This window comes from Leucobacter sp. Ag1, from assembly GCF_000980875.1.
Lineage (GTDB): Bacteria > Actinomycetota > Actinomycetes > Actinomycetales > Microbacteriaceae > Leucobacter > Leucobacter iarius.
On the sequence record NZ_LAYO01000110.1, the window covers coordinates 108,173 to 131,206 of the forward strand.

General features: G+C 70.2%; 19 protein-coding genes and 3 tRNA genes. 5 read left to right on the forward strand and 17 right to left on the reverse strand.

Translation table 11 applies throughout. The annotated features are described in order from the left end of the window. Positions 1–53: 53 nt before the first annotated feature. From XM48_RS15340 to ileS, 3 genes are read right to left on the reverse strand one after another with little or no spacing between them, the layout of a single operon-like run. Positions 54–530, reverse strand: coding sequence for a DUF4233 domain-containing protein (locus tag XM48_RS15340; protein ID WP_046456707.1), 477 nt, complete (start codon positions 528–530; stop codon positions 54–56). Then, the gene (locus tag XM48_RS15345; RefSeq protein ID WP_046456708.1) at positions 527–1,876 is read right to left on the reverse strand and encodes a folylpolyglutamate synthase/dihydrofolate synthase family protein; all 1,350 of its coding nucleotides are present in this window, start codon (positions 1,874–1,876) and stop codon (positions 527–529) included. The genes XM48_RS15340 and XM48_RS15345 overlap by 4 nt, the downstream gene beginning before the upstream one ends. After that, the gene (gene ileS, locus XM48_RS15350) at positions 1,873–5,253 is read right to left on the reverse strand and encodes an isoleucine--tRNA ligase (RefSeq protein WP_046456709.1); all 3,381 of its coding nucleotides are present in this window, start codon (positions 5,251–5,253) and stop codon (positions 1,873–1,875) included. The genes XM48_RS15345 and ileS overlap by 4 nt, the downstream gene beginning before the upstream one ends. 339 nt (positions 5,254–5,592) lie before the next feature. On the opposite strand from ileS, the gene XM48_RS15355 reads away from it, so the two are divergent. Then, positions 5,593–6,066, forward strand: coding sequence for a GyrI-like domain-containing protein (locus XM48_RS15355; protein WP_046456710.1), 474 nt, complete (start codon positions 5,593–5,595; stop codon positions 6,064–6,066). 15 nt (positions 6,067–6,081) lie between these two features. Here the strand turns inward: XM48_RS15355 and XM48_RS15360 are convergent, their stop codons facing one another. After that, a complete protein-coding gene (locus tag XM48_RS15360; protein ID WP_156175090.1) occupies positions 6,082–6,963 on the reverse strand; it encodes a hypothetical protein in 882 nt (293 codons plus the stop codon). 88 nt (positions 6,964–7,051) lie between these two features. Here XM48_RS15360 and XM48_RS17615 point away from each other — a divergent pair, with 88 nt between their 5' ends. Beyond that, complete coding sequence (locus tag XM48_RS17615; RefSeq protein WP_046456712.1) at positions 7,052–7,669, forward strand: TetR family transcriptional regulator; 618 nt, start codon at positions 7,052–7,054, stop codon at positions 7,667–7,669. Here XM48_RS17615 and XM48_RS15370 read toward each other — a convergent pair. Next, entirely contained in the window at positions 7,666–8,412 is a 747-nt protein-coding gene (locus XM48_RS15370; protein ID WP_156175091.1) for a hypothetical protein, read from the reverse strand. The two genes, XM48_RS17615 and XM48_RS15370, sit on opposite strands and share 4 nt — an antisense overlap. 164 nt (positions 8,413–8,576) lie before the next feature. On the opposite strand from XM48_RS15370, the gene valS reads away from it, so the two are divergent. The 3 genes from valS to XM48_RS15385 are packed head-to-tail and all read left to right on the forward strand — an operon-like array spanning position 8,577 to position 12,012. Beyond that, positions 8,577–11,168 (forward strand): valine--tRNA ligase, encoded by a 2,592-nt coding sequence (gene valS, locus XM48_RS15375; RefSeq protein WP_046456713.1) that lies wholly within the window; start codon positions 8,577–8,579, stop codon positions 11,166–11,168. Between the two features lie 30 nt (positions 11,169–11,198). After that, on the forward strand, positions 11,199–11,444 hold the full coding sequence (locus XM48_RS15380; protein WP_046456714.1) for a hypothetical protein: 246 nt from the start codon (positions 11,199–11,201) through the stop codon (positions 11,442–11,444). 7 nt (positions 11,445–11,451) lie between these two features. Then, complete coding sequence (locus tag XM48_RS15385; protein ID WP_046456715.1) at positions 11,452–12,012, forward strand: hypothetical protein; 561 nt, start codon at positions 11,452–11,454, stop codon at positions 12,010–12,012. A gap of 21 nt (positions 12,013–12,033) precedes the next feature. Here XM48_RS15385 and clpX read toward each other — a convergent pair whose 3' ends face one another. From clpX to dusB, 12 genes are all read right to left on the reverse strand, one after another. After that, positions 12,034–13,308, reverse strand: a complete 1,275-nt coding sequence (gene clpX / locus XM48_RS15390; protein WP_046456716.1) for an ATP-dependent Clp protease ATP-binding subunit ClpX — start codon at positions 13,306–13,308, stop codon at positions 12,034–12,036. A gap of 118 nt (positions 13,309–13,426) precedes the next feature. Then, positions 13,427–14,107, reverse strand: coding sequence for an ATP-dependent Clp protease proteolytic subunit (locus XM48_RS15395; RefSeq protein ID WP_046456717.1), 681 nt, complete (start codon positions 14,105–14,107; stop codon positions 13,427–13,429). A 25-nt stretch (positions 14,108–14,132) separates the two neighbouring features. Continuing rightward, the gene (locus XM48_RS15400; RefSeq protein ID WP_255350876.1) at positions 14,133–14,729 is read right to left on the reverse strand and encodes an ATP-dependent Clp protease proteolytic subunit; all 597 of its coding nucleotides are present in this window, start codon (positions 14,727–14,729) and stop codon (positions 14,133–14,135) included. A 134-nt stretch (positions 14,730–14,863) separates the two neighbouring features. Further along, positions 14,864–16,360, reverse strand: coding sequence for a trigger factor (tig, locus tag XM48_RS15405; RefSeq protein ID WP_046456719.1), 1,497 nt, complete (start codon positions 16,358–16,360; stop codon positions 14,864–14,866). A gap of 66 nt (positions 16,361–16,426) precedes the next feature. Continuing rightward, positions 16,427–16,501, reverse strand: a tRNA-Pro gene (locus tag XM48_RS15410). Positions 16,502–16,692: 191 nt separating this feature from the next. Next, positions 16,693–16,763, reverse strand: a tRNA-Gly gene (locus tag XM48_RS15415). Positions 16,764–16,852: 89 nt separating this feature from the next. Further along, the gene (locus XM48_RS18355) at positions 16,853–17,434 is read right to left on the reverse strand and encodes a gamma carbonic anhydrase family protein (protein ID WP_046456720.1); all 582 of its coding nucleotides are present in this window, start codon (positions 17,432–17,434) and stop codon (positions 16,853–16,855) included. Between the two features lie 152 nt (positions 17,435–17,586). Next, positions 17,587–17,659 (reverse strand) — tRNA-Asn (locus XM48_RS15425). Positions 17,660–17,750: 91 nt separating this feature from the next. Beyond that, positions 17,751–18,599, reverse strand: coding sequence for an ATP-binding cassette domain-containing protein (locus tag XM48_RS15430; RefSeq protein WP_046456721.1), 849 nt, complete (start codon positions 18,597–18,599; stop codon positions 17,751–17,753). Positions 18,600–18,667: 68 nt separating this feature from the next. Next, entirely contained in the window at positions 18,668–20,551 is a 1,884-nt protein-coding gene (gene dnaG, locus XM48_RS15435) for a DNA primase (protein ID WP_046456722.1), read from the reverse strand. 30 nt (positions 20,552–20,581) lie between these two features. Then, on the reverse strand, positions 20,582–21,835 hold the full coding sequence (locus XM48_RS15440; protein ID WP_231580919.1) for a deoxyguanosinetriphosphate triphosphohydrolase: 1,254 nt from the start codon (positions 21,833–21,835) through the stop codon (positions 20,582–20,584). Then, positions 21,828–23,018, reverse strand: a complete 1,191-nt coding sequence (gene dusB, locus XM48_RS15445; protein WP_046456723.1) for a tRNA dihydrouridine synthase DusB — start codon at positions 23,016–23,018, stop codon at positions 21,828–21,830. Before dusB ends, XM48_RS15440 begins: the two co-directional genes overlap by 8 nt. Positions 23,019–23,034: the final 16 nt, after the last annotated feature.

The following is a 23,034-nucleotide window of genomic DNA, read 5'->3' on the forward strand; positions in this document are numbered from 1 at the left end:
GTCTCCTTCGTTCAGAACGGAATACGGGGAACAAGTGTAGTGAGCGGAGGTGGCTACTCCGGTGCGCCTTGGGAGGCGAGCCAGGCGGCGCGGTCCCGGTCGATCTGCGCGCCCCGCACCATGCAGAAGATCCACAGGGCCAGGAAGACGAGGCTCACGAACAGGCTCATCGGCATGATGAAGGCGACGGCGAGCATGAGCGCGTGCACCGCCCAGCCGAGCTTGATCCCGAGCCCGCCGCGCATGCACGCCAGCGCGACGACGATCACCAGGCACAGCCCGATGCCGATATAGATGCCGAGCTCCCGTGGTTCCAACAGTGACAGCCCGAACACCGTCATGCCCATGAGGAACACGATGATCAGCTCGAAGCCGAGCACGATGGAGGCGAGCGCCCGCTGGGTGGACTGGCGACCGCTGCGGGCACCCGAGACGCGCATGGCGGAGTTGTGCGCGAGCGTCTCGGACGGCGACAGCTGGAGCTCCTCGCCGTCCTCGGCGGAGGCGCCGCGGACCTTGCGCGGGCTCATGCGATCCCCCAGCCCTCGTCGCGCGAGTACGCGATGGCCTCGCCGGCGAGCATGACCGACCCGGTGACGAGGACGCCGCGCGACTCGCCCTCCTCGACGGTCGACGCCCAGGCCCGAGCCGCGTCGAGCGCGTCGGGCAGGCGCTCCTCGACCTCGACCGGCAGGCCGGGCAGCGCGGTCGCCGCCAGCTCGGCGAGCCGGTCGGCGTCGATGGCACGGGGCGAATCCACGGTGGTGAGGATCACGCGCGACGCGAGCGGGGCCAGCGCGGCGAGCACGCCGGCGGCGTCCTTCTCGCCGAGCACGCCGACGATCAGTGCCACCTCGGAGAAGCGGAACGACTCGACGAACGCTCGCGCGAGCGCCTCCGCGCCGTGCGGGTTGTGCGCCGCATCGACGACCACGGACGGGTCGGTCCCGATCAGCTGCAGGCGGCCCGGCGAGGTCAGCTGTCCGAGCCCCTCGTCGAGCACCTCCTCGGGCACCGGTCGCTCGCCGCCGAGGAATGCCTCGACGGCGGCGATGGCGAGCGCCACGTTCTCGGCCTGGTGTCCGCCGAACAGCGGGACGAAGGCCGGATCGTACGCATTGCCGGTCGCACCGACGACATCGATCTGACGTCCGCCGACGGCGAGACGGTCGTCGGCGAGGCGGAAGTCGCGCCCCTGCACGAGCACGCGCGAACCGGTGCGCTCCGCGGCGGCCTCGATCGCCGCCAGCGCGGCCGGATCCTGCGCGGCCGAGACGACCGTGCTGCCCGGCTTGATGATGCCGGCCTTGGTCTGCGCGATGGTCGCGATGTCCGGGCCCAGGATCGCGGTGTGGTCGAGCGCGATCGGCGTGAATACGGCGACCTGCGCGTCGACGATGTTCGTCGCGTCCCACTCGCCGCCCATGCCGACCTCGATCACCGCGACGTCGACCGGAGCGTCGGCGAAGGCCGTGAACGCGAGCACGGCGAGCGCCTCGAAGAAGGTGATCGGACCCTGGCCCGACTCCTCGAGCTCGGCGTCGACGACCTCGAGCGGCAGCTGCAGCTCGCTCCACGCCTCGGCGAGTCGCGGTCCGCTGATCGGCGATCCGTCGACCTGGAAGCGCTCCGTGAAGTCGACGAGGTGCGGGCTCGTGAAGAGCCCGGTGCGCAGCCCGTGCGCGCGCAGCAGCGACTCCACCGCGCGGCTCGTCGAGGTCTTGCCGTTGGTGCCGGCGATCTGCACGACGGGGAACGAGAGCTGGGGCGAGCCCGCGAGCTCGGCGAGTCGGCGCACCGGCTCGATGCGCGGGCGGGGGTTCGCCTCGCCCACGCGGCCGAGCAGCGCGTCATAGACCTCTTCTGCGGTGCTCATCGGGCGTCCTCCTCTTCGGGCGCGTCGAGCCCGGTGGTGTCGATCGTGATGATGAGCGGAGCCTTGTCCGTGCCGAGGGCCTTCGCGCCGGTCACGAAGACGCCGTCGCCGGGAGACGGGATGTCGTCGACGATCGCGTCGATCCCGATCGCCTCCTGCACCGCGAAGCCGGCCGCGAGCGTCTCCGCGGCGATCAGTCCGCCGTGCGTCCGGAGCGCGTCCACGTGAGCGGGCTCCGCGTTCAGCGCGAGCACGATGCGATCGCTCACGTCGAGACCGGCGTTCTTGCGCGCCTCCTGCACGGCGCGGATCGCGTCGCGTGCGATGCCCTCGGCCTCGAGCTCGGGCGTCGTCTCGGTGCGCAGCAGCACGAAGCCGCCGCCCTGGAGCAGCGCGAGCGCCGTCGACCCGTCGGAGCCGTCGCCGGCCGAGAGCGTGAGCTCGTACTCCCCCGGCTCGAGCGCGATGCCGCCGGCGGTGACGACGCCGTCGGTCTCGGACCAGTCGCCCGACTTCGCACCGCGGATCGCCTGCTGCACGTTCTTGCCGATGCGCGGGCCGGCGGCGCGGGCGTTGACGGCCAGCGTGTGCACGATCCCGTGCTCGGCCGCACTCTCGGCGGTCTGCTCGACGAGCGTGACCCGCTTGACGTTGAGTTCCTCGCGCAGGATCTCCGCGAACGGCTCCAGAGCCTCCGGCCGTGCGCTCACGACGGTGAGCTCCGAGAGCGGCAGGCGGACCCGCAGACGACGGGCCTTGCGCAGCGCGAGCGCCTGCGAGGTGATCTGACGGACCTCGTCCATCGCGACGATCAGCTCGTCGTCCGCGGGGAACTCCGCGGCGTCCGGCCAGTCCGCGAGGTGCACCGAGCGGCCGCCGGTGAGTCCGCGCCAGATCTCCTCGGTGACGAGGGGCGCCATCGGCGCCGCGACGCGTGCCACGGTCTCGAGCACGGTGAACAGGGTGTCGAAGGCCTGGCGGTTCGACTCCTTGCCGTTCTCGCCGTTCGTGCCCTCCCAGAAGCGGTCGCGCGAGCGGCGCACGTACCAGTTGGTCAGCGTCTCGGCGAAGTCGCGCAGGGTCTCGGCCGCGCTCGTCGTGTCGAGCCCGTCGAGGTGCGCCTCGACCTCGCGCACCAGGCGTCCGGCCTTGGCCAGGATGTAGCGGTCCAGCGGATCGCTCGAGTCGGTGCGGCGCTCCGCCTCGATCCCGTCCGCGTTCGCATAGAGGCTGAAGAAGTAGTACGAGTTCCACAGCGGCAGGATGAACTGGCGCACGCCCTCGCGGATCCCCTCTTCGGTCACGACGAGGTTGCCGCCGCGGACCACCGGCGAGGCCATGAGGAACCAGCGCATCGCGTCGGATCCGTCGCGGTCGAAGACCTCGTTCACGTCGGGGTAGTTGCGCAGCGACTTCGACATCTTGTTGCCGTCGGAGCCGAGCACGATGCCGTGGCTGATCACGTTCTTGAACGCGGGGCGATCGAAGAGCGCGGTCGCGAGCACGTGCTGCAGGTAGAACCAGCCGCGCGTCTGCCCGATGTACTCGACGATGAAGTCGGCGGGCTGGTGCGTGTCGAACCACTCGCGGTTCTCGAACGGGTAGTGCGCCTGCGCGAACGGCATCGAGCCCGAGTCGAACCAGACGTCGAACACGTCCTCGATCCGGCGCATGGTGCTCGCGCCGGTGGGATCGTCGGGGTTCGGCCGGGTCAGGGAGTCGATGTACGGGCGGTGCAGGTCGACCTCGCCCTGCTCATTGCGCGGCAGCTCGCCGAAGTCGGCCTCGAGCTCGGCGAGCGAGCCGTAGACGTCGACGCGCGGGTACTCGGGGTCGTCGCTCTTCCACACCGGGATCGGGCTGCCCCAGTAGCGGTTGCGGCTGATCGACCAGTCGCGGGCGCCCTCGAGCCACTTGCCGAACTGCCCGTGCTTGACGTTCTCGGGGACCCAGGTGATCTCCTCGTTGACCTCCAGCATGCGCTGCTTGATGTCGGTCACGCGCACGAACCAGCTGGAGACCGCCTTGTAGATCAGCGGGTTCCGGCAGCGCCAGCAGTGCGGGTAGGAGTGCTCGTAGCTCGCCTCGCGCAGCAGGCGGCCCTCTTGCTTGAGCAGGCGGATCAGCGGGCGGTTGGCGTCCATCCAGAGCTCGCCGGCCACGTCGGTGACCGCCTTGATGAAGCGGCCCCCGTCGTCGACGGAGACGATGACGGGCATGCCGGCTTCGGCGGTGATGCGGTGGTCGTCCTCGCCGTACGCGGGCGCCTGGTGCACGATGCCGGTGCCGTCGCTGGTCGAGACGTAGTCGTCGACGAGCACGCGCCAGTAACGCTCGGTGCCCCACACCTCGGCGTCGGCGAAGTAGTCGAAGAGCCGCGCGTATTCGACCTCGGCAAGCTCCGCGCCGAGCACGGTGCGCTCGACGGCCGCGTTCACGGCCTCGGCGGATTCGTAGCCGAGATCCTTCGCGTGGTTGCCGACGAGGTCGACCGCCAGCAGGTAGCGGGCCTCGCCCGCCGCTCCGCCGTCGGCGCCGCCCGCCGGGCCCGCGGGCACGACGGCGTAGGAGATCTCGGGTCCGACCGCGAGGGCCGCGTTGGTGGGCAGGGTCCAGGGCGTCGTCGTCCATGCGAGCGCGCGCACGCCGTCGAGACCGAGCTCGGCCGCGCGGTCTCCCGTGAAGGGGAAGGTCACGGTCACCGAGGGGTCCTGGCGCATCTGGTAGACGTCGTCGTCCATGCGCAGCTCGTGGTTCGAGAGCGGGGTCTCGTCGCGCCAGCAGTAGGGCAGGATCCGGGATCCCTCGTAGGCGAGGCCCTTCTCGTGCAGCTGCTTGAACGCCCAGAGCACGCTCTCCATGTAGCCGAGGTCGAGGGTCTTGTACCCGTGCTCGAAGTCGACCCAGCGCGCCTGGCGGGTGACGTAGTCCTCCCACTCGCGGGTGTACTGCAGCACGGCGTCGCGGGCCTTCGCGTTGAACGCGGCGATGCCCATCTCCTCGATCTCGCGCTTCTCCGTGATGCCGAGCTGCTTCATCGCCTCGAGCTCGGCGGGCAGGCCGTGGGTGTCCCAGCCGAAGCGGCGCTCCACCTTCTTGCCGCGCATCGTCTGGAAGCGCGGGAAGACGTCCTTGGCGTAGCCGGTGAGCAGGTGGCCGTAGTGCGGCAGACCGTTGGCGAAGGGCGGGCCGTCGTTGAAGACCCACTCGGCCTCGCCCTCGCGGCGCCGGATCGACTCGCGGAAGGTGTCGTCGGCCTTCCAGAAGGCGAGCACGCGCTGCTCGACCTCGGGAAGTCGCGGGGACGGCGATACTTCGGCTGCTGCACCGTTCGGCTGCTGCGCGGCGTCGCCGGTCGACTGCTTCGGATACGTCATGTTCGGGGCCCTCGTGCGTGTCCGTGCGCGTACGGCTGCTGTCGCCTACGTGCACTGTTCCGACGCCGGGACGAGCGCTGCGCTTCGCAGCTCCCGCGGTACCACCCCGCTTGCCGACCCGCGCTGCGAGCAGCGAGGTTCGGCCTCTTCGTTCGGCTGTGACGGGCCGTTCCCGTTCGGTTCTAGTGGACCGCGCGCGCCGAAGCACTCACGAGCGTTCTTCCGAAGGCTCCCCGGTGATGGCCGGATCGACGCCTGTGCGTTCGATTCTACCGGATCGCGATGAGCCGGGATAGCATCGCAGCATCCAGGTCGATGCCGATTCCCAGGAGGCCGCCAGTGTCCGCACCCGCCGATCAGCCCAACGTCGTCGAACAGCCCGAGCAGCACCTCGCGGTCGTCCGGGATCGCGTCGCGTTCGCGGACGTCCCCGCGCTCTACGATCGCGCGTATCCGGCGATCTTCGGCGCGCTCGGCGCGGCGGGCATCGCCCCGAGCGCACCCCCGATGGGGGTCGTGCACGGCTCCCCCGACGGCACCCTCGATCTCTCGGTCGCGGTGCCGGTCGCGGAGCCCTTCACCGGCGACGGCGAGGTCACCGCCGAGACCATCTCGGCCGGGCGGGTCGCGACGCTGCTGGTGCGCGGCGATTACTCGCAGATCGGTCCGGCGTATCAGCGCCTGTTCGAGTGGACCGCAGCCCAGGGCCTCGAAGCGACCGGCCTCGCGTGGGAGCAGTACCTGACGGAGCCGCAACCGGGCGGGGACCCGGCCGAGAACGAGACCCTCGTCGCGATCCAGCTCGCCGACTGAGGCAGGCGAGGACGGCTACCGCGCGGGATCCGAGCAACGGGATTCGAGCGTAATCCAGACCTGCCCATCGATCGTCGAGCGGTCGTTGACCGACACTCGGTCCAGCAGCGGCTGTCCGGGATTCTGCAGGAAGCGCTCGGACCGGATCCCATCGACGACGGAGTACCCGATTCCCCGGAACTGGCGCAGCACCCGCTCGGCCCCCCAGCCGTCCTCGTCACCGGCGACCGAGAACCGGACGGACTCCCGCGCACCCTCGGGCGCGGTCCCGACTGCCTCGCAGGTCGCGGTCTCGATCGGGTCCTCGCCGGACTTCGCTCCGACCGCCATGATCATCCGCTCCATCTCCGTGCGCGCCTCGCCGACCCCGGGCACCGGCGCTTCGACAGGTGCCGGACTCGACTCGCCAGACGCCACCGACTCTCGTTCAGGTGACGAGGCATCCAGGTTCGCGAGGGCTGTGCCCACGGCTTGCTGCGAGGTCGCCACCTGCATCGTTCCCAGGAATACCAACGTGCCGAGCAGTGCCGCGCCGCCGAGCACCGTCGTACTGAGCCAGATCCGGGACCGGCGCCAGGCCGCGATCACGCACAGCACGCTCGAGACCGCGACAAGGACGGCGGCCAGGATCGCTAGATCGACGGCGCTGCTGGCGTTCGCGGCGACGTACTCGACCCACTGTCGGGCGTCGGCACGACGCAGCCCGGAATTCGGCCCCTGGGAGGCAGCCAGCCCGCGGAAGATCTCCGACCACCAGATCGTCGTGCAGATCCACGCCACAGCGAGCAGATAGAGGGTGATCAGCAGACCGCGGACGAAGAAGCGCAATCGCCGCGCGAAAGCGTCCGCCTCGGGCTTGTCCACGAGCTCCGCGTCCGAAGCTGTATCGGCGTCCATGCGGTTCACCCCCAACTCGATCCCCTGAAACGATACGCGAATACGCTTGAAGGGGCATCAAATCCGCTCGACGCGGGATACTGGTGGGATGAACGCCTCCCCCAGCACCCCCGCTCGCGGTCGGCCGCGAGCCTCCAGCCGCGCCGTCCTCGAAGAGGCGGCGTCCGAGCTGTTCCTCGAGCAGGAATACGCTCGCACGAGCGTCGATCAGATCGCGCGCCGCGCCGGTGTGAGCCGAGGCACCTTCTTCAACTACTTCGCGAGCAAGGCCGACGTGTTCTGGGGCGACGTCGACGCGCAGCTCGATCGGCTGCCCGATCTGCTCGGCGCCTCCGATTCCGAGCCCGCCGTTGCCATCGAGGCCGCGCTCACCGAGATGGCCCGGAACTTCGGCCCCGACCGGGTGCCCTGGATCCTCAACCACTTCGAGGCGATCGGCTCGCCCGACGAGGTCCTCGCCGCGGCGACGCGCCGCGTCACCAGAGCCGCGGAGTCGCTGCGCGCCTTCGTCGCCGAACGCACGAACGCCCACCCGCAGGATCTCGGCGTCGCCCTGACCGTCAACACCGCGCTCGCCCTCGTGCTCTCCGCGGTGCAATCCTGGATCGCGGCGGGACCGAGCCGCGGGGGCCTCGACGGGCACCTCGCGCTCGTGGCGGCGATGCGGCGGGGCGGCGATGCCGATGCGACCGGATCGGTCCGCTAGAACCCTCCCTGGATCCAGGCGGTTCCGGCGGCCTGCGGGCGAGCCGGCCCGTTCATCGTGACCGCCGAATACCCGGCCTCCCACCCGGCCGGGGGCTCCGCGAGCAGCTCCCGCACGTCGCTCGCGGAGCGCTCCGGATCCCCGCTCCACGGGACGGACACGAACACCTGGTACTGGCGGTCCCCCGACTCGACGAGCCGCAGGCACACCCCGTAGCGCTCAGGCCGATCCCACGGCGGCCCGGAGAACTCGATCCGCATGCCGGACGCGGCGAGCCGCTCGTGATCGACCAGTTCCAGCACCCGACGCGCGGCAGTGTCCTCCCGACGTTCCCAGGAGCGATCCGTGCCGATGCGGGCGACCTCCGCGTCGTACTGCGCCGCGTCGAACACGAGCGGGCGGTCTATCGGGGCCTCGTGCTCCCAGTCCCAGCGCACCGCGTCGCCGTCGCGGACGATGACCGCGTCGGTCATGGCGCAGCCGTAGGTCCCGCAGATGCACCTCGCGACGGGCACGGAGCGCGCCTCGCGCGTCGCCACCAGACGGATCTCCGGGAGAAGCAGGTCGAACGGCCCCATTCCGAGCCCGGCTCCGCGCGCCGTGAGCTCGACCTCATCGACGCTGCCGGCGAGCACGCAGAAGATCCGGACCTGCAGCTCGCCCGCCACGGGGTCGAAGTCGTCATCCGCGCCGTCGCCCCGGCTCGCGTCGGCCACCTCGAACCGGACCCTGTCACGCATCATGCCGCAATGGTAGGCGGCGCGGCGGTTCCACCGCACCCCGATCATCGCGCTTCGATAGACTGGGGGCACACACCTTCAGGCACCAGCGCGGTCGCGTCGATCGCGCGCAGACACGGTGCCGCCCACATCGACCCCGACCTCGCGTCGAGACACGGAGCCACCGCATGAGCGCGATCCCCGACAAGCCGGCACTCGAAGGCCTCGAAGCCAAGTGGGGCACGAGCTGGGAAGCCGAGGGCACCTACCGCTTCCCGCGCGAGGGGGCCGAGCGCAGCGAGGTCTACAGCATCGACACGCCTCCGCCCACCGCGTCGGGGTCCCTGCACGTCGGGCACGTGTTCTCCTACACGCACACCGACACGGTGGCGCGCTTCCAGCGCATGCGCGGCAAGCGCGTCTTCTACCCGATGGGCTGGGACGACAACGGTCTGCCGACCGAGCGCCGCGTGCAGAACTACTACGGCGTGCGCTGCGATCCCTCGCTCCCCTACGTCGAGGACTTCGTCCCGCCGCACGAGGGCGGCGACGGCAAGAGCGTGAAGGCCGCCGACCAGCAGCCGATCTCGCGCCGCAACTTCATCGAGCTGTGCGAGCGCCTCACGGTCGAGGACGAGAAGCAGTTCGAGGATCTCTGGCGCACGCTCGGCCTCTCGGTCGACTGGACGCAGACCTACCGCACCATCGGCGCCGACTCGATCCGCGCATCGCAGCTCGCCTTCCTCGGCAACATCGAGCGCGGCGAGGCCTACCAGGCCCAGGCTCCCACGCTGTGGGACGTCACCTTCCGCACCGCGGTCGCGCAGGCCGAGCTCGAGGATCGCGAGCAGCCCAGCGCCTACCACACGCTCGCGTTCCACCGGACGGACGGCGCGGGCGACATCCTCATCGACACCACGCGCCCCGAGCTGCTCGCCGCCTGCGTCGCGCTCGTCGCGCACCCCGACGACGAGCGCTTCAAGCCGCTCTTCGGCACCACCGTGCGCACCCCGATCTTCGGCGTCGAGGTGCCGATCGTCGCGCACCACCTCGCCCAGCAGGACAAGGGCACCGGAATCGCCATGATCTGCACCTTCGGGGACGTGACCGACGTCGTCTGGTGGCGCGAGCTCAACCTGCCGAACCGCGCGATCCTCGGCTTCGACGGCCGCGTGCTCGCCGAGGCCCCCGAGGCGATCACCAGCGAGGCCGGGCTCGACGCCTACGCCCAGATCGCGGGTAAGACCGTGTTCAGCGCCAAGCAGACCATGGTCGAGCTGCTGCAGGCCTCCGGCGAGCTGCAGGGCGAGATCCGAAAGATCTCCCACCCCGTCAAGTTCTTCGAGAAGGGCGACAAGCCGCTCGAGATCGTCTCGACCCGCCAGTGGTACATCACGAACGGCGCGCGCGACGAGGACCTGCGCGAGCGCCTGCTCGCCCACGGTCGCGAGCTCGAGTGGCACCCCGACTTCATGCGGGTGCGCTACGAGAACTGGGTCGAGGGGCTGTCGGGCGACTGGCTGATCTCGCGCCAGCGCTTCTTCGGCGTGCCGATCCCGGTCTGGTACCCGCTCGACGCCGAGGGCAACCCGGTCTTCGACCAGCCGATCGTCGCGACGAAGGAGCAGCTGCCCGTCGACCCGTCGAGCGATGTGCCCCCGGGCTACGACGCCGCGCAGCGCGGCCAGGCCGGCGGATTCGTCGGCGAGGTCGACGTCATGGACACCTGGGCGACCTCCTCGCTCACCCCGCAGCTCGCCGGCGGCTGGGAGCGCGATCCCGAGCTCTTCGAACTCGTCTTCCCGTTCAGCCTGCGCCCGCAGGGCCAGGACATCATCCGCACCTGGCTCTTCTCGACGCTGCTGCGCTCCGAGCTCGAGTCGGGGCGGCTCCCCTGGCAGCACGCCGGCATCTCGGGCTGGATCCTGGATCCCGACCGCAAGAAGATGTCGAAGTCGAAGGGCAACGTCGTCACCCCGCTCGGCATGCTCGAGCAGCACGGTGCCGATGCGGTCCGCTACTGGGCGTCGTCCGCCAAGCTCGGCACCGACGCGGCCTTCGACCCGCAGAACCCGACCCAGATCAAGATCGGGCGCCGACTCGCGATCAAGCTGCTCAACGCCGCGAAGTTCACGCTCTCGTTCGACGCCTCCGGCGCCGGCACCGTGACCGAGGCCCTCGACCGCTCGATGCTCGCGTCGCTCGCGACCGTGATCGAGGACGCGACCCGCGCATTCGAGGCGTACGATCACGCTCGCGCGCTCGAGATCACCGAGTCGTTCTTCTGGACCTTCTGCGACGACTACCTCGAGCTCGTCAAGGAGCGCGCGCACGCCGGCAGCGGCCAGCCGCAGGCCTCCGCGGTCACCGCGCTGCGCCTGGCGCTCTCGGCGTTCATCCGCCTGCTGGCGCCGTTCCTCCCCTACGCGACCGAAGAGACCTGGTCCTGGTTCAACGAGGGATCGGTGCACGTCGCCGCGTGGCCGCAGGCCGCCGAAGCGTCGGAGCCCGCGGGCCCCGACGCCGATCCCGGCCTGCTCGGACTCGTCGGCTCGGCGCTCGTCGGTATCCGCGGTGCCAAGACGGCCGCGAAGGCCTCGCAGAAGACGCCGGTCGAGCTCGCGGTCGTGCAGACGCCCGCGGCCGACCGCGACCGCCTGCAGCTCGCCGCCGACGACCTCAGCAAGGTCGGGCGCATCGCCGAGCTCCGCATCGAAGCGGCCGAGGTCGACGCTCCGACCGTCGCCGAGATCCGCCTCGAGGCTCCGGCCGAGGCCTGAGCCGGGGCTTCCGGCAGAGGAGAAGACAGCATGCAGCTCGGGACGCGTTGGCGGGTGGGTCAGCCCCCGCACGCCAGCGTCCCGGGCGCCCTGCTGCCCCTGATCGCCGCGGCTGAGCGGCAGCACCCCGAAGCGTCCGCGTGGACGCTGACCTGGCTCGAGGGACGCCCCCGGTGCGCCCTCGACGACCTGCTGCTCGTCACCCTCGACGGCACCGAGTCGCTGCGCGCCTCCGCGGACGCGCCCGACGAGGACGATGACGATTGGTTGAGCTGAGCATCCCATGAAGCATTCGACTGTTCCCGCAACGCGCCGTCCGGTCGGCCCCCGCCGCGTGACCGCGGCGGTCGCGATAGCGCTGTGCCTGTCGGTCCCGCTCGCACTCACCGCGTGCGCACCCGAGCCCGGTGCGGGCGGGGGGGTCTCGCAGGACAAGCCCGGGAACAGCAGCACCAAGGGCGGTGGCGGGGACGCTTCGGGGTCGAGCTGGTCGAAGCCGAAGCACGAACCCGACATCGCCAAGCAGAAGACCCTGCCGAAGGGGTTCCCGACGGATGCGTTCGCCGTGCCGAAGAGCGCGACGATCGACGATGCGGGCGAGCGCGGCCCCGGTGTCTGGTTCGTCGTGCTGTCTGCGAAGGACCGCGCTGCGGCGGATGCGCTGTGGGCCGAGGTGATCTCGACGAATGGCTTCGCCGAGCAGGATGCGGCCGAGACGCCGGAGGGCGGCCGTTCAGCGACCCTGTCGAATACGCGGCTGACCGTGCAGGCTCTCACCCTGCCGGGCGACGGCGGGGCCGTGCTGCTCAGCTACGACCTCTCGACTCCGCCGCCGTCCGAATAGGAACCCGACCGCGGCAGCGGCTCAGGCCGTGCGCTCACCACTCGTCGCGGCGCGCAGCACTCGAGGTGCGGCTTCGCCCGTGACGGATTCCCGGGTGACGACGACCTTCGCGATCGACTCGTCCGAGGGTGCGTCGAACATGACCGGCCCGAGGACGCCCTCGAGGATCGCGCGCAGGCCGCGCGCGCCCGTCTTGCGCTCGACCGCGAGTTCGGAGATCGCCTCAAGCGCGGCGTCCTCGAATTCGAGGCCGACCCCGTCGAGCTCGAACATGCGCTGGTACTGCTTGACCAGGGCGTTCTTCGGCTCCGTCAGGATGCGCGTGAGCGCGGACACGTCGAGCGGATCGACGGTGGCGACGACCGGCAGTCGACCGATGAACTCGGGGATGAGGCCGAACTTGTGCAGGTCTTCGGGGAGCAGCTCGGCGAACAGCTCGGAGTCGTCGCGCTTGCTGGACAGCGGTGCGCCGAAGCCGATGCCGCCCTTGCCGACGCGGGACGCCACGATCTCTTCGAGGCCGGCGAAGGCGCCCGCCACGATGAACAGCACGTTCGTCGTGTCGATCTGGATGAATTCTTGATTCGGGTGCTTGCGGCCACCCTGCGGCGGCACCGATGCCACCGTGCCCTCGAGGATCTTGAGCAGCGCCTGCTGCACGCCCTCGCCCGAAACATCGCGCGTGATCGAGGGGTTCTCGGCCTTGCGCGCGATCTTGTCGATCTCGTCGATGTAGATGATGCCCGTCTCAGCGCGCTGCACGTCGAAGTCCGCCGCCTGGAGCAGCTTGAGGAGGATGTTCTCGACGTCCTCACCGACGTAGCCCGCCTCGGTCAGCGCGGTGGCATCGGCCACCGCGAACGGCACGCCGAGCTGGCGCGCGAGCGACTGCGCGAGATAGGTCTTGCCGCAGCCGGTGGGACCGACCATGAGGATATTGGACTTGGCGATCTCGACCTGCTCGGCGGCGGCCTCGGCGCTCGTGAGCTTCTGCGCCGCGCGCACCCGCTTGTAGTGGTTGTAGACCGCCACCGCGAGCGACTGCTTGGCGCGATCCTGACCGATCACGTACTGGTCGAGGAAGTCGGAGATCTCGCGCGGCTTGTGCAGCGTGAACTCGGGCGACTCGGGCGCGGCCGACTCGGCCATGCGTTCCTCGATGATCTCGTTGCAGAGACCGACGCACTCGTCGCAGATGTAGATCTGCGGACCCGCGATCAGCTGTTGGACCTGCTTCTGCGACTTCCCGCAGAAAGAGCACTTCAGCAGGTCGCTGCTCTCGCCGATCTTCGCCATGCGACGTCCCCTTTCGGATCGGTGTGGTTCGATGTTCTCGAGCCTAACCCGCACCACCGACATTGCCGCCGGCGGCACGCCGCGGCCCGACGCCGGTGGCGTCGGGCCGCGGGGACGGTCAGGATCCGAGCACTGCCTGCGGGTTCTTCCGGCTGGTGAGCACCTGGTCGACCAGACCGTACTCGAGCGCCTCGTCGGCGCTCAGGATCTTGTCGCGATCGATGTCCTGGTGCACCTGCTCGGGAGTGCGGTTCGAGTGCTTCGACAGCGTCTCCTCCAGCCACTCACGCATGCGCATGATCTCGCGCGCCTGGATCTCGATGTCCGAAGCCTGGCCGTGACCGCCCTGGCCCGACGAGGGCTGGTGGATCAGCACACGGGCGTTCGGCAGCGCGAGGCGCTTGCCGGGCGTGCCGCCCGCGAGCAGGACCGCCGCTGCCGAGGCCGCCTGGCCGAGGCACACCGTCTGCACGTGGGGGCGGATGTACTGCATCGTGTCGTAGATCGCCGTCATCGCGGTGAACGAGCCACCGGGAGAGTTGATGTACATGGTGATGTCGCGCTCGGTGTCCTGGCTCTCGAGGACGAGGAGCTGCGCCATCACGTCGTCGGCCGACGCGTCGTCGACCTGCACGCCGAGGAAGATGATGCGATCCTCGAACAGCTTGGCGTAGGGGTCCTGGCGCTTGTAGCCGTAGGCCGTGCGCTCCTCGAAGGAGGGCAGCACGTAGCGGGACTCGGGCATGAGCAGACCGGAACCGCCGGCCTGCGGCAGAGAAGGCATCTGCGGGGTGTTCATTGAAGTTCTCTCCTGGTTCCGCTGGCTACTTGCTGGTTCCGCCGCCGCCGACCACGTCGGAGGCCGAATCGCGGATGAAGTCGACGAAGCCGTACTCGAGCGCCTCGTCGGCGGTGAACCAGCGGTCACGGTCGCCGTCGGCGTTGATCTGCTCGACCGTCTTGCCGGTCTGGGAGGCGGTGATCTCGGCCAGGCGGTTCTTCATCGAGGTGATGAGCTGCGCCTGGGTCTGGATGTCGCTCGCCGTGCCGCCGAAGCCGCCGTGCGGCTGGTGCAGGAGCACGCGGGCGTTCGGCGTGATGTAGCGCTTGCCCTTGGTACCGGCGGTCAGCAGGAACTGGCCCATCGACGCCGCCATGCCGATGCCGACGGTGACGATGTCGTTCGGCACGAAGCTCATCGTGTCGTAGATCGCCATGCCCGCGGTGATCGAACCGCCGGGCGAGTTGATGTAGAGGTAGATGTCGGCCTCGGGGTCCTCGGCCGCGAGCAGCAGGATCTTCGCGCAGATCTCGTTCGCGTTGTCGTCGCGGACCTCGGATCCCAGCCAGATGATCCGATCCTTGAGCAGGCGCTCGAACACGCTGTTCGGCGTCGTCTGTTCTGCCATGCGTGGCTCCATTCGATCTCGGTGTGATTCGAGGCTACCGACTCACGGGCCCCTCGACGCCCATGTTCGCCCTGGGCACACAGGCGGAAACGCAGAGGATCCCCGGTCCGCAGACCGGGGATCCTCTGAGCGTGCAGTGCGTCGCCTTACTCGGCGGCGGCCTCCGCAGCGGCCTTCTTCGCGGCGCGGGTCGCAGCGGCCTTCTTGGCGGCTGCCGAACGAGCGGCCTTCTTGGCCTCCTCGTCGTCATCGCCCGCAGCCTCGGCGGCCTTCTTGGCCGGAGCCTTCTTGGCCGGAGCCTTCTTGGCGGCCGGCTTCTTCTCCTCGGCGGGGGCCTCGGCCTCGTCGGCCGACTCCTCGCCGTTGTCGACCGCGGTGAACTCGGCCAGATCGACGGCCTTGCCGTCCTGGTCGACGACCTCGGCCTTGGCGAGGGCGATCGCGAGCGCCTTGTTGCGGGTCACCTCGGCGACGATGATGCCCATCTGGCCGCCCTGGCTGAGCGCCTGGATGAACTGGCCGGGCTCCATGCCGTACTGCTGAGCCGACTGGAAGATGTACTGCGAGAGCTCGGCCTCGGTCGGGGTGACCTCCTCCGCCTCGACGATCGCGTCGAGCAGGAGCTGCAGCTGGAGCTGCTTCTCCGAGGACTCGCGGACCTCTGCGCGGTGCTCGTCGTCCTCGAGGCGTCCTTCGCCCTCGAGGTGACGGTGCACCTCGTCCTCGACGAGCTCCTCCGAGATCGGGATCCCGGCCTGCTCGATGAGGGTCTCGGTGAAGAGGTCGCGTGCCTGGCGGCCCTGCGCGAACACGGCGGCCTGGGCGACCTGCTCGGCGAGGCTCTCGCGGAGCTCCGCGACGGTGTCGAACTCGCTTGCGAGCTGCGCGAAGTCGTCGTCCGCCTCGGCGAGCTTGCGCTCCTTGACGGCGGTGACGGTCACGGCGACCTCGGCATCCTGGCCCTCGTACTCGCCGCCGAGCAGCTGCGAGGTGAAGGTGGTGGCCTCACCGGCGGTGAGGGTGTCGATCGCCTCGTCGAGCCCGACGAGCATGTTGCCCGCGCCGACCTCGTAGGAGACGCCCTGGGCCTGGTCGACCTCGGTGCCGTCGATGGTGGCGGTCAGGTCGATCTCGACGAAGTCGCCCTTCGAAGCGGCGCGCTCGACGGTCTCGAGGGTGCCGAAGCGCTCGCGGAGCTTGTCCAGCTCGGCGTCGACCGCGTCGTCGCCGACCTCGGCGTTGTCGACGGTCAGCTTGAGGCCGTCGTACTTGGGGACGGTGAAATCGGGGCGGACCTCGACCTCGAACGCGAGCACGACCTCGCTCTTCGGGTCCTTCAGGTCGATCCACTGCTCGACGTCGGCGGTCGGGCGGCCCATGGGGCGCACATCGGACTCGGCGACGGCGGCCTGGTAGAACTCGTCGAGCGACGAGTTGACGGCCTGCTCGACGACGGCCTCGCGGCCGACGCGCTGGTCGATGATCGGCGCGGGGACCTTGCCCTTGCGGAAGCCGGGGATCGACACCTGCTCCGAGATGGTCTTGTAGGCGCCCTTGAGGTGCGGCTCGAGCTCGTCCATGGTGAGCGCGACCGTCAGCTTGACTCGGGTCGGCGTGAGCTTCTCAGCGTTCGTCTTCGGCAATTTGGCCTCTCAGTGATCGGATTCGTACGCAGCTAGCGGCGTGGTCGGACTCTGTGCAGGTCCGAGTCGGGGCGACAGGATTCGAACCTGCGACCTCCCGCTCCCAAAGCGGGCGCTCTAGCCAAGCTGAGCTACGCCCCGAAACCCGCGGGTTCCGGGTGACCGCGGCCCAGTTCTCGCGCACGCGAGAGCGTGCGCGAGTACGGCTGTGCGGACAACCGCAGGCAAGTCTAGCCGAAAACGCGTGCGGGATCGCCCGAAACGGCACCGAAACGACGAGAGCCCCGCTTTAGCGGGGCTCTCGTGCGGCCCGGGCCGACCGGACGGAACAGAGGGGATGACGGGAATCGAACCCGCGTAATCAGTTTGGAAGACTGAGGCTCTACCATTGAGCTACATCCCCGTGGTCGGGGCGTTCACCGCGACCGGGGCGTGCCGAAGCACTCGACCGATACTAGTGCACTCCCGGCGCCGATCGGAAACCGTGGCGTGTCATTCGGCTCGCGCAGCCGGATTCCCGGGCGCGGCGAGCGGCGCATCGACCGCCGCTCGGTGCGCCGCCGTGTGCCCGATGTAGATCTCCGCGTTGCGCCGCACGCTCTCGCGCTCGGCGGCAGTGAGCTCGCGGACGACCCGCGCCGGCACCCCCGCGACGAGGGAGTTCGGCGGGATGATCCGGCCCTGCGGCACGAGCGCACCGGCCGCCACCAGGGATCCCTCCCCCACGACCGCTCCGCTCAGCACGGTCGCGTTCATGCCGATGAGGCAGCCGTCCTCCACGGTCGCGGCGTGCACGACCGCGTTGTGCCCCACCGAGACGCGATCCCCGATCACCGCACCGTGCGCGGCCTCGGTGTGCACCGCCACGCCGTCCTGGAAGTTGCTGTCGCGTCCGACCGAGATCGAGTTGGAGTCGCCGCGGAGCACCGCGTTGTACCAGACGCTGCTGCCGGGCCCGAGGGCGACGGCGCCGACGACGACCGCACCCGGCGCGATCCACGCGGAATCATGGATCCGCGGTGCACGCTCGGGATCCAGGGCGATGACGGTTCCGGTTCGCTCGACGCTGCTCACGGGTGCTCCCTCTCTGCGCGGGTCGGCGGCGACGGCGCGATTCGATCCTACGGGCGCGCGGCGGGTATCGCGTTCGAAGAAACCGGGCGCCGACGGTGGCCGGTCGCAGATACGACGAAACCCCCACCCGGTGCGGGTGGGGGTTTCTCTTGCTCCCCCGGCTGGGCTCGAACCAGCGACATCCTGATTAACAGTCAAGCGCTCTGCCAACTGAGCTACAGGGGATCATTGCCGAAGCAACCCCTCTAGCTTACCCAGCGTCTCGCGCGCAGTGCAAATCCAGGCCATCTCCGCGTGCCGCCCGGGCGCGCCCGCGCTATTCGTCGGCGATCTCGTCGTAGGCGGTCGCCCGCAGCGCCTGCGCGAGCTGCTGCACGTAGACGTGATCGGCCTGCCGGAAGATCGCGTTGATGTCGTCGTGGCCGACCACGCGCCCCTGCTGCATGACGAGCACGTCCTGCACGAGCGCCTCCAGCATGCCGATGTCGTGACTGATCAGCACGAGGGTCGCGCTGCTGCGCTCGCGGTACCAGCGGAGCAGATCCACGATCCGCGGCCGGCTGTTCGCGTCGACGCCGAGCGTCGGCTCGTCGGCGACGAGCACGGGCGGGTTCAGCATGAGCGACCGCATCACCGCAACGCGCTGCCGCTGCCCCTTCGAGAGCTCGTACGGGTACTCCTGCAGCTTGCTCAGCGGCAGGCCGACGATGTCCATCATCTCGGCGATTACGGCGCCGAGCTCGTCCCGGTCGAAGTCCTTGGTGCGCTCGACGATCGGCCCGAAGAGAATGTCTCCGACGTTCAGCTCGGGCGGCAGGGTGGCGCCCGCGTCCTGCGCGAGATGCCCCACGTAGGCGGTCAGCCGCGCGGCACCGCGTCGGTTGAGCCGCCGCATCGAGGTGCCGAGGACGTGGGCGTCGCCGCCCGTCGCCCGGATCCGCGCCGACTTGTCCCCCGTGTCCTTCGCCCGCCCCGCGAGGAAGCGCGCGAGCGTGGACTTGCCCGATCCGCTCTCGCCGAGCAGCGCGAGCACCTCGCCGCGCCGCACGTCGAAGCTGACCCCCTCGACCGCGTGGAACGAGCGGCCTCCGCCGTGAGCGGGATAGCTGAGCGAGAGATCGGAGACGTGGATCGCCGGATCCGCGTCGAGGTCGACGCCTGCCACGCAGGACTCCTTCCACCGGTGGATGTCGGTACTCGCAGCAGCCTACGGCACGGTCGCGCCGCGCCGGTTCATTCCACGCGGAGACTGCGCCGAGCCGCCTCGAGCGCGACGAGCTGCTCCTGGATCCGGCGGGATCCGGCGTCGGCCGAATCGCCGATGCGCTGCATGCGGGCGACCAGCTCGCCCTTGAGGTTCAGCAGGTCGCGATCCAGCAGCGACACCACCACGTCCTTCGCGTACGCGGCCAGCTGCTCGGCCTTGCGCTGCGGCATCGGCGCGAGCGCGAGCTCCCGCGCGAGATCGCGCAGGGCCTCCGGCGTCTGCTCGAGCACCTCGGCGAGCCAGCGGTCGGTGCCGAGCGCGGGCAGCGCGGCGGCGATCGCATCGCGGACACCGCGCAGTCGCGGTTCGTCCACCTGCGCGGTGACCGCCTGCGACAGCAGGTCGATGCCGACGGCCTCGCCCTGCTGCAGCATCGCCATGAGCGCGTCGCGCTCGAGCCACACGCCGGGCGCGTTCGGCAGGCTCGCCAAGGAGATGCGGGGCGCCGCCGGCTCGGCCGGGGCGCCGAAGCGGTCGTTCGGATCCTGGCCCGCGCGCGGCGGCTCCTCGCGGTCGTTCCCGCGGGACTGCGGTCGGGACTCGGCCGCGCGCACCGCGCGCTGCACCTCGCCGAGGTCGGAGCCGAGCATGCGCGCCAGCTCGCGCGCGTAGCCCGGTCGCATCGCGGGATCCTTGATCTCGGCCACGATCGGGGCCGCGGCCCGGAGCGCCGACACCCGCCCCTCGACGCTGTTGAGGTCGAAGCGGGAGACCGCCTGCCGCAGCGCGAACTCGAACAGCGGGGTCTTCCGGTCGAACAGCGAGACCACGGCCTCGTCGCCGCGGTGCAGCCGCAGGTCGCAGGGATCGAGTCCGTCGGGCGCGACCGCGACGTAGGTCTGCGCGGTGAAGCGCTTCTCCTCGCTGAAGGCGCGCAGCGCGGCCTTCTGCCCGGCCTCGTCAGGGTCGAAGGTGAAGATCACCTCGGCCGCCGCGTCGTCGCCCATGACCCGGCGCAGCACCGAGATGTGCTCCCGCCCGAAGGCGGTGCCGCAGGTCGCGACCGCGGTCTCGATCCCGGCCAGGTGGCACGCCATCACGTCGGTGTACCCCTCGACGACGACCGCGCGGTGCCCGCGCGAGATCGCGCGCTTCGCGAGGTCGAGGCCGTAGAGCACCTGCGACTTGCGGTACACGGGGGTCTCGGGGGTGTTGAGGTACTTCGGGCCGTTGTCGTCCTCGTAGAGCTTGCGGGCGCCGAAGCCGATCACCTGGCCGCTCGTGTCGCGGATCGGCCAGATGACGCGGCCGCGGAAGCGGTCGTAGACGCCGCGCTGCCCCTCGGAGACGAGGCCGGCCTGCGAGAGCTCCGCCGGGGTGTAGCCCTGCGCCTTCAGGTGGTCGGTCAGTCCGTCCCATCCGCGCGGCGCGTAGCCGACGCCGAACCGGGTCGCGGACTCGGCATCGAACCCGCGTCCGTCGAGGAAGTCGCGGCCGGCCTTGCCCTCCTCGCTCGCCAGCTGCTCGACGAAGTACGCCGCGGCGGCCTGGTTGGCGGCGAGCAGACGGGCCCGGTTCGGGCCCTCCTCACGACGGCCGCTGCCCTCCTCGTAGGTGAGCGCGTAGTGGATCCGTGCGGCCAGGCGCTCGACCGACTCGGTGAAGGTGAGGTGATCCATGCGCTGCAGGAACGTGATGGCGTCGCCCGATTCGCCGCAGCCGAAGCAGTGGTAGTAGCCGAGCGCCGGACGCACGTGGAAGCTGGGACTGCGCTCGTCGTGGAACGGGCAGAGCCCCTTCATCGAGTCGATGCCGCCGTTCTTGAGCGCGACGTAGTCGCCGACGAGGTCGGCCAGGTTCGTGCGGCGCTTCACCTCTTCGATGTCGCTCGCGCGGATCCGGCCTGCCATAGCTGCCCAGTCTAGTCGTCGTCGGTCGGGCTAGACGAGCGGCGCCGTGCAGAGCCGCTCGTACCAGGCGATCGCCGACTGGTCGGTGAGCGACGCCACCTGATCCACGATCGCGCGCCGCGCCGCGGACTCGTCGTCGGCGGCCCGGAAATCGGCGGCGTATGCGGGCTCCAGTTCGTGCGCGCCCGACTCCCAGAGCGTGTGCAGCAGCTCGGTGAGCAGCGCCCGCTGGCGCCGATACGTCGGCTGGCGGCGCCCGCTCTGCATCACGTACGCGGCGACCACGCCCTTGAGCACGGCGATCTCGGCGCTCACCTCGCGCGGCACGACCATGCGCGCGCCGTAACGGGCGAGCGAGCGGCCGTCGGCCTCGTCGATCGTGTCGCGGATCGCGGCGCGCGCGAACCGGCCGATCATGTCGCTCGTGAAGTTCTTCAGCCGGGCCTGGTCCCTGCGGGATCCGTCCCAGCTGCGCAACCAGTTGCCGCTCTCGGCCATCCGGTCGAACGCCGCGCCGAGCTCGTCCGTCGAGAAGTCGCCGCCGGCCCACTCCGAGACGGTCCGGATCAGCGCGTCGTGGCCCGAGCGGGCCGTGAGGAACTGCGGATCGATGTGCTCCGACACGATCGCGTCCTCGAAGTCGTGGACCGAATAGGCGACGTCGTCGGAGAAGTCCATGATCTGGGCCTCGACGCACTTGCGCCGCTCGGGCGCACCGCTCCTGAGCCAGTCGAAGACCGGCGCGTCGTCGGCGAAGTACCCGAACTTGGCGCTGCCCGGCGCGGCCTCCCGCAGCGACCAGGGGTACTTGCAACTGGCATCGAGCGTGGCGCGCGTGAGGTTCAGGCCCGCGCTCGACCCGTCGGGTGCGAAGCGCTTCGGTTCGAGGCGGGTGAGGATCCGCAGCGTCTGCGCGTTGCCCTCGAAGCCGCCGAAACCGCGCATCCACTCGTTCAGCGCGAGCTCCCCGTTGTGCCCGAAGGGCGGGTGACCGAGGTCGTGCGCCAGGCACGCGGTGTCGACCACGTCCTGCGAGACGCCGAGCGAGACCGCGAGCTCGCGGCCGATCTGAGCGACCTCGAGCGAGTGCGTCAGACGGTTGCGGGCGAAGTCGACGCCGGCCGTCGGGCTGAGCACCTGGGTCTTCGCGGCGAGGCGCCGCCAACCGCTCGAGTGCAGCACCCGGGCGCGGTCGCGTGCGAAATCGCTGCGCCCGCCGCTGTGCTGCTCGGGGACGAAGCGCTCCTCATCGAACTCGGAGTACCCGTTCGCCCGCTCACCCACCGGAATCGTCCCGCTCGGCCTCGGCCAGCTCGGCGAAGTCGATGCCGTCGCTCGTTCGGCTCTCGAGCCAGCGGTCCGGCAGCACGACGCGCTTGGGGCTGCCGGCCCGGCCGCGCTGGCCCTCCGCGCCCTCGCCGGGGTACGGCATGGAGCCGTCCATCGTGGCGAAGATCTCGTCCATCTGCTCGAGCGACTCGACCGCCGCGAGCGAGCGGCGGGTGTCGCCGCCGACACCGTAGCCCTTGAAGTACCAGGCGACGTGCTTGCGGATGTCGCGGCAGGCGCGATCCTCCTCGCCGTCGAAGAACTCGACGAGCAGCTCGGTGTGCCGGCGCATGGCCTGCATGACGAAGCCGAGCGGCGGCTTCGCGATCGCCGCCTCCGCAGCCTCGCGTGAGATCTCGCCCTGCTCAGCGCGGAACGCCGCCGCCAGGTCACCGAACAGCCAGGGGCGCCCGAGGCAGCCGCGACCGACGACGACGCCGTCGCAGCCGGTCTCGCGCACCATGCGGATCGCGTCCTCGGCGGACCAGATGTCGCCGTTGCCGAGCACGGGAACGCTCGTGATCGTCTGCTTCAGCTCGGCGATGGCCGACCAGTCGGCGTGCCCCGAGTAGAACTCGTTGGCCGTGCGTCCGTGCAGGGCGATCGCCGCGACGCCCGCGTCCTCGGCGGTGCGCGCGGCGTCGAGGAACGTCAGGTGGTCGGCGTCGATGCCCTTGCGCATCTTCACCGTGAGCGGGATGTCGCCGGCGGCCTTCACAGCGCCCTCGACGATCGCCTTGAACAGGTCCTGCTTCCACGGCAGAGCGGACCCGCCGCCCTTGCGGGTCACCTTGGGCACCGGGCAGCCGAAGTTCAGGTCGATGTGATCGGCGCGGTCCTCGGCGACGAGGAACTTCACGGCCTCGGAGACCGTCTTCGGATCCACGCCGTAGAGCTGGATCGAGCGCGGCGTCTCGCTCTCGTGGTGCTTGATTAGGCGCATCGAGGCCGGGGTGCGTTCGACGAGCGCCCGGCTCGTGATCATCTCGCTCACGTAGAGCCCCGCGCCGTACTCGCGGCAGAGTCGACGGAACGCGGTGTTGGTGATCCCGGCCATGGGTGCGAGCACCACCGGGACGTCGAGCGCGATCGGACCGATGCGCAGCCGCTGATCGGTTGCGAGAGAGGAGGAAGTCATATCGCCTCCATTCTCT

What these genes read in the sequence shown, in the direction of transcription:
- XM48_RS15340 (WP_046456707.1), bottom strand. Translation starts at nt 530, where the DNA reads ATGAGCCCGCGCAAGGTCCGCGGCGCCTCCGCCGAGGACGGCGAGGAG.
- XM48_RS15345 (WP_046456708.1), bottom strand. Translation starts at nt 1,876, where the DNA reads ATGAGCACCGCAGAAGAGGTCTATGACGCGCTGCTCGGCCGCGTGGGC.
- ileS (WP_046456709.1), bottom strand. Translation starts at nt 5,253, where the DNA reads ATGACGTATCCGAAGCAGTCGACCGGCGACGCCGCGCAGCAGCCGAAC.
- XM48_RS15360 (WP_156175090.1), bottom strand. Translation starts at nt 6,963, where the DNA reads ATGGACGCCGATACAGCTTCGGACGCGGAGCTCGTGGACAAGCCCGAG.
- XM48_RS17615 (WP_046456712.1), top strand. Translation starts at nt 7,052, where the DNA reads ATGAACGCCTCCCCCAGCACCCCCGCTCGCGGTCGGCCGCGAGCCTCC.
- XM48_RS15370 (WP_156175091.1), bottom strand. Translation starts at nt 8,412, where the DNA reads ATGATGCGTGACAGGGTCCGGTTCGAGGTGGCCGACGCGAGCCGGGGC.
- valS (WP_046456713.1), top strand. Translation starts at nt 8,577, where the DNA reads ATGAGCGCGATCCCCGACAAGCCGGCACTCGAAGGCCTCGAAGCCAAG.
- XM48_RS15380 (WP_046456714.1), top strand. Translation starts at nt 11,199, where the DNA reads ATGCAGCTCGGGACGCGTTGGCGGGTGGGTCAGCCCCCGCACGCCAGC.
- XM48_RS15385 (WP_046456715.1), top strand. Translation starts at nt 11,452, where the DNA reads ATGAAGCATTCGACTGTTCCCGCAACGCGCCGTCCGGTCGGCCCCCGC.
- clpX (WP_046456716.1), bottom strand. Translation starts at nt 13,308, where the DNA reads ATGGCGAAGATCGGCGAGAGCAGCGACCTGCTGAAGTGCTCTTTCTGC.
- XM48_RS15395 (WP_046456717.1), bottom strand. Translation starts at nt 14,107, where the DNA reads ATGAACACCCCGCAGATGCCTTCTCTGCCGCAGGCCGGCGGTTCCGGT.
- XM48_RS15400 (WP_255350876.1), bottom strand. Translation starts at nt 14,729, where the DNA reads ATGGAGCCACGCATGGCAGAACAGACGACGCCGAACAGCGTGTTCGAG.
- dnaG (WP_046456722.1), bottom strand. Translation starts at nt 20,551, where the DNA reads ATGGCAGGCCGGATCCGCGCGAGCGACATCGAAGAGGTGAAGCGCCGC.
- dusB (WP_046456723.1), bottom strand. Translation starts at nt 23,018, where the DNA reads ATGACTTCCTCCTCTCTCGCAACCGATCAGCGGCTGCGCATCGGTCCG.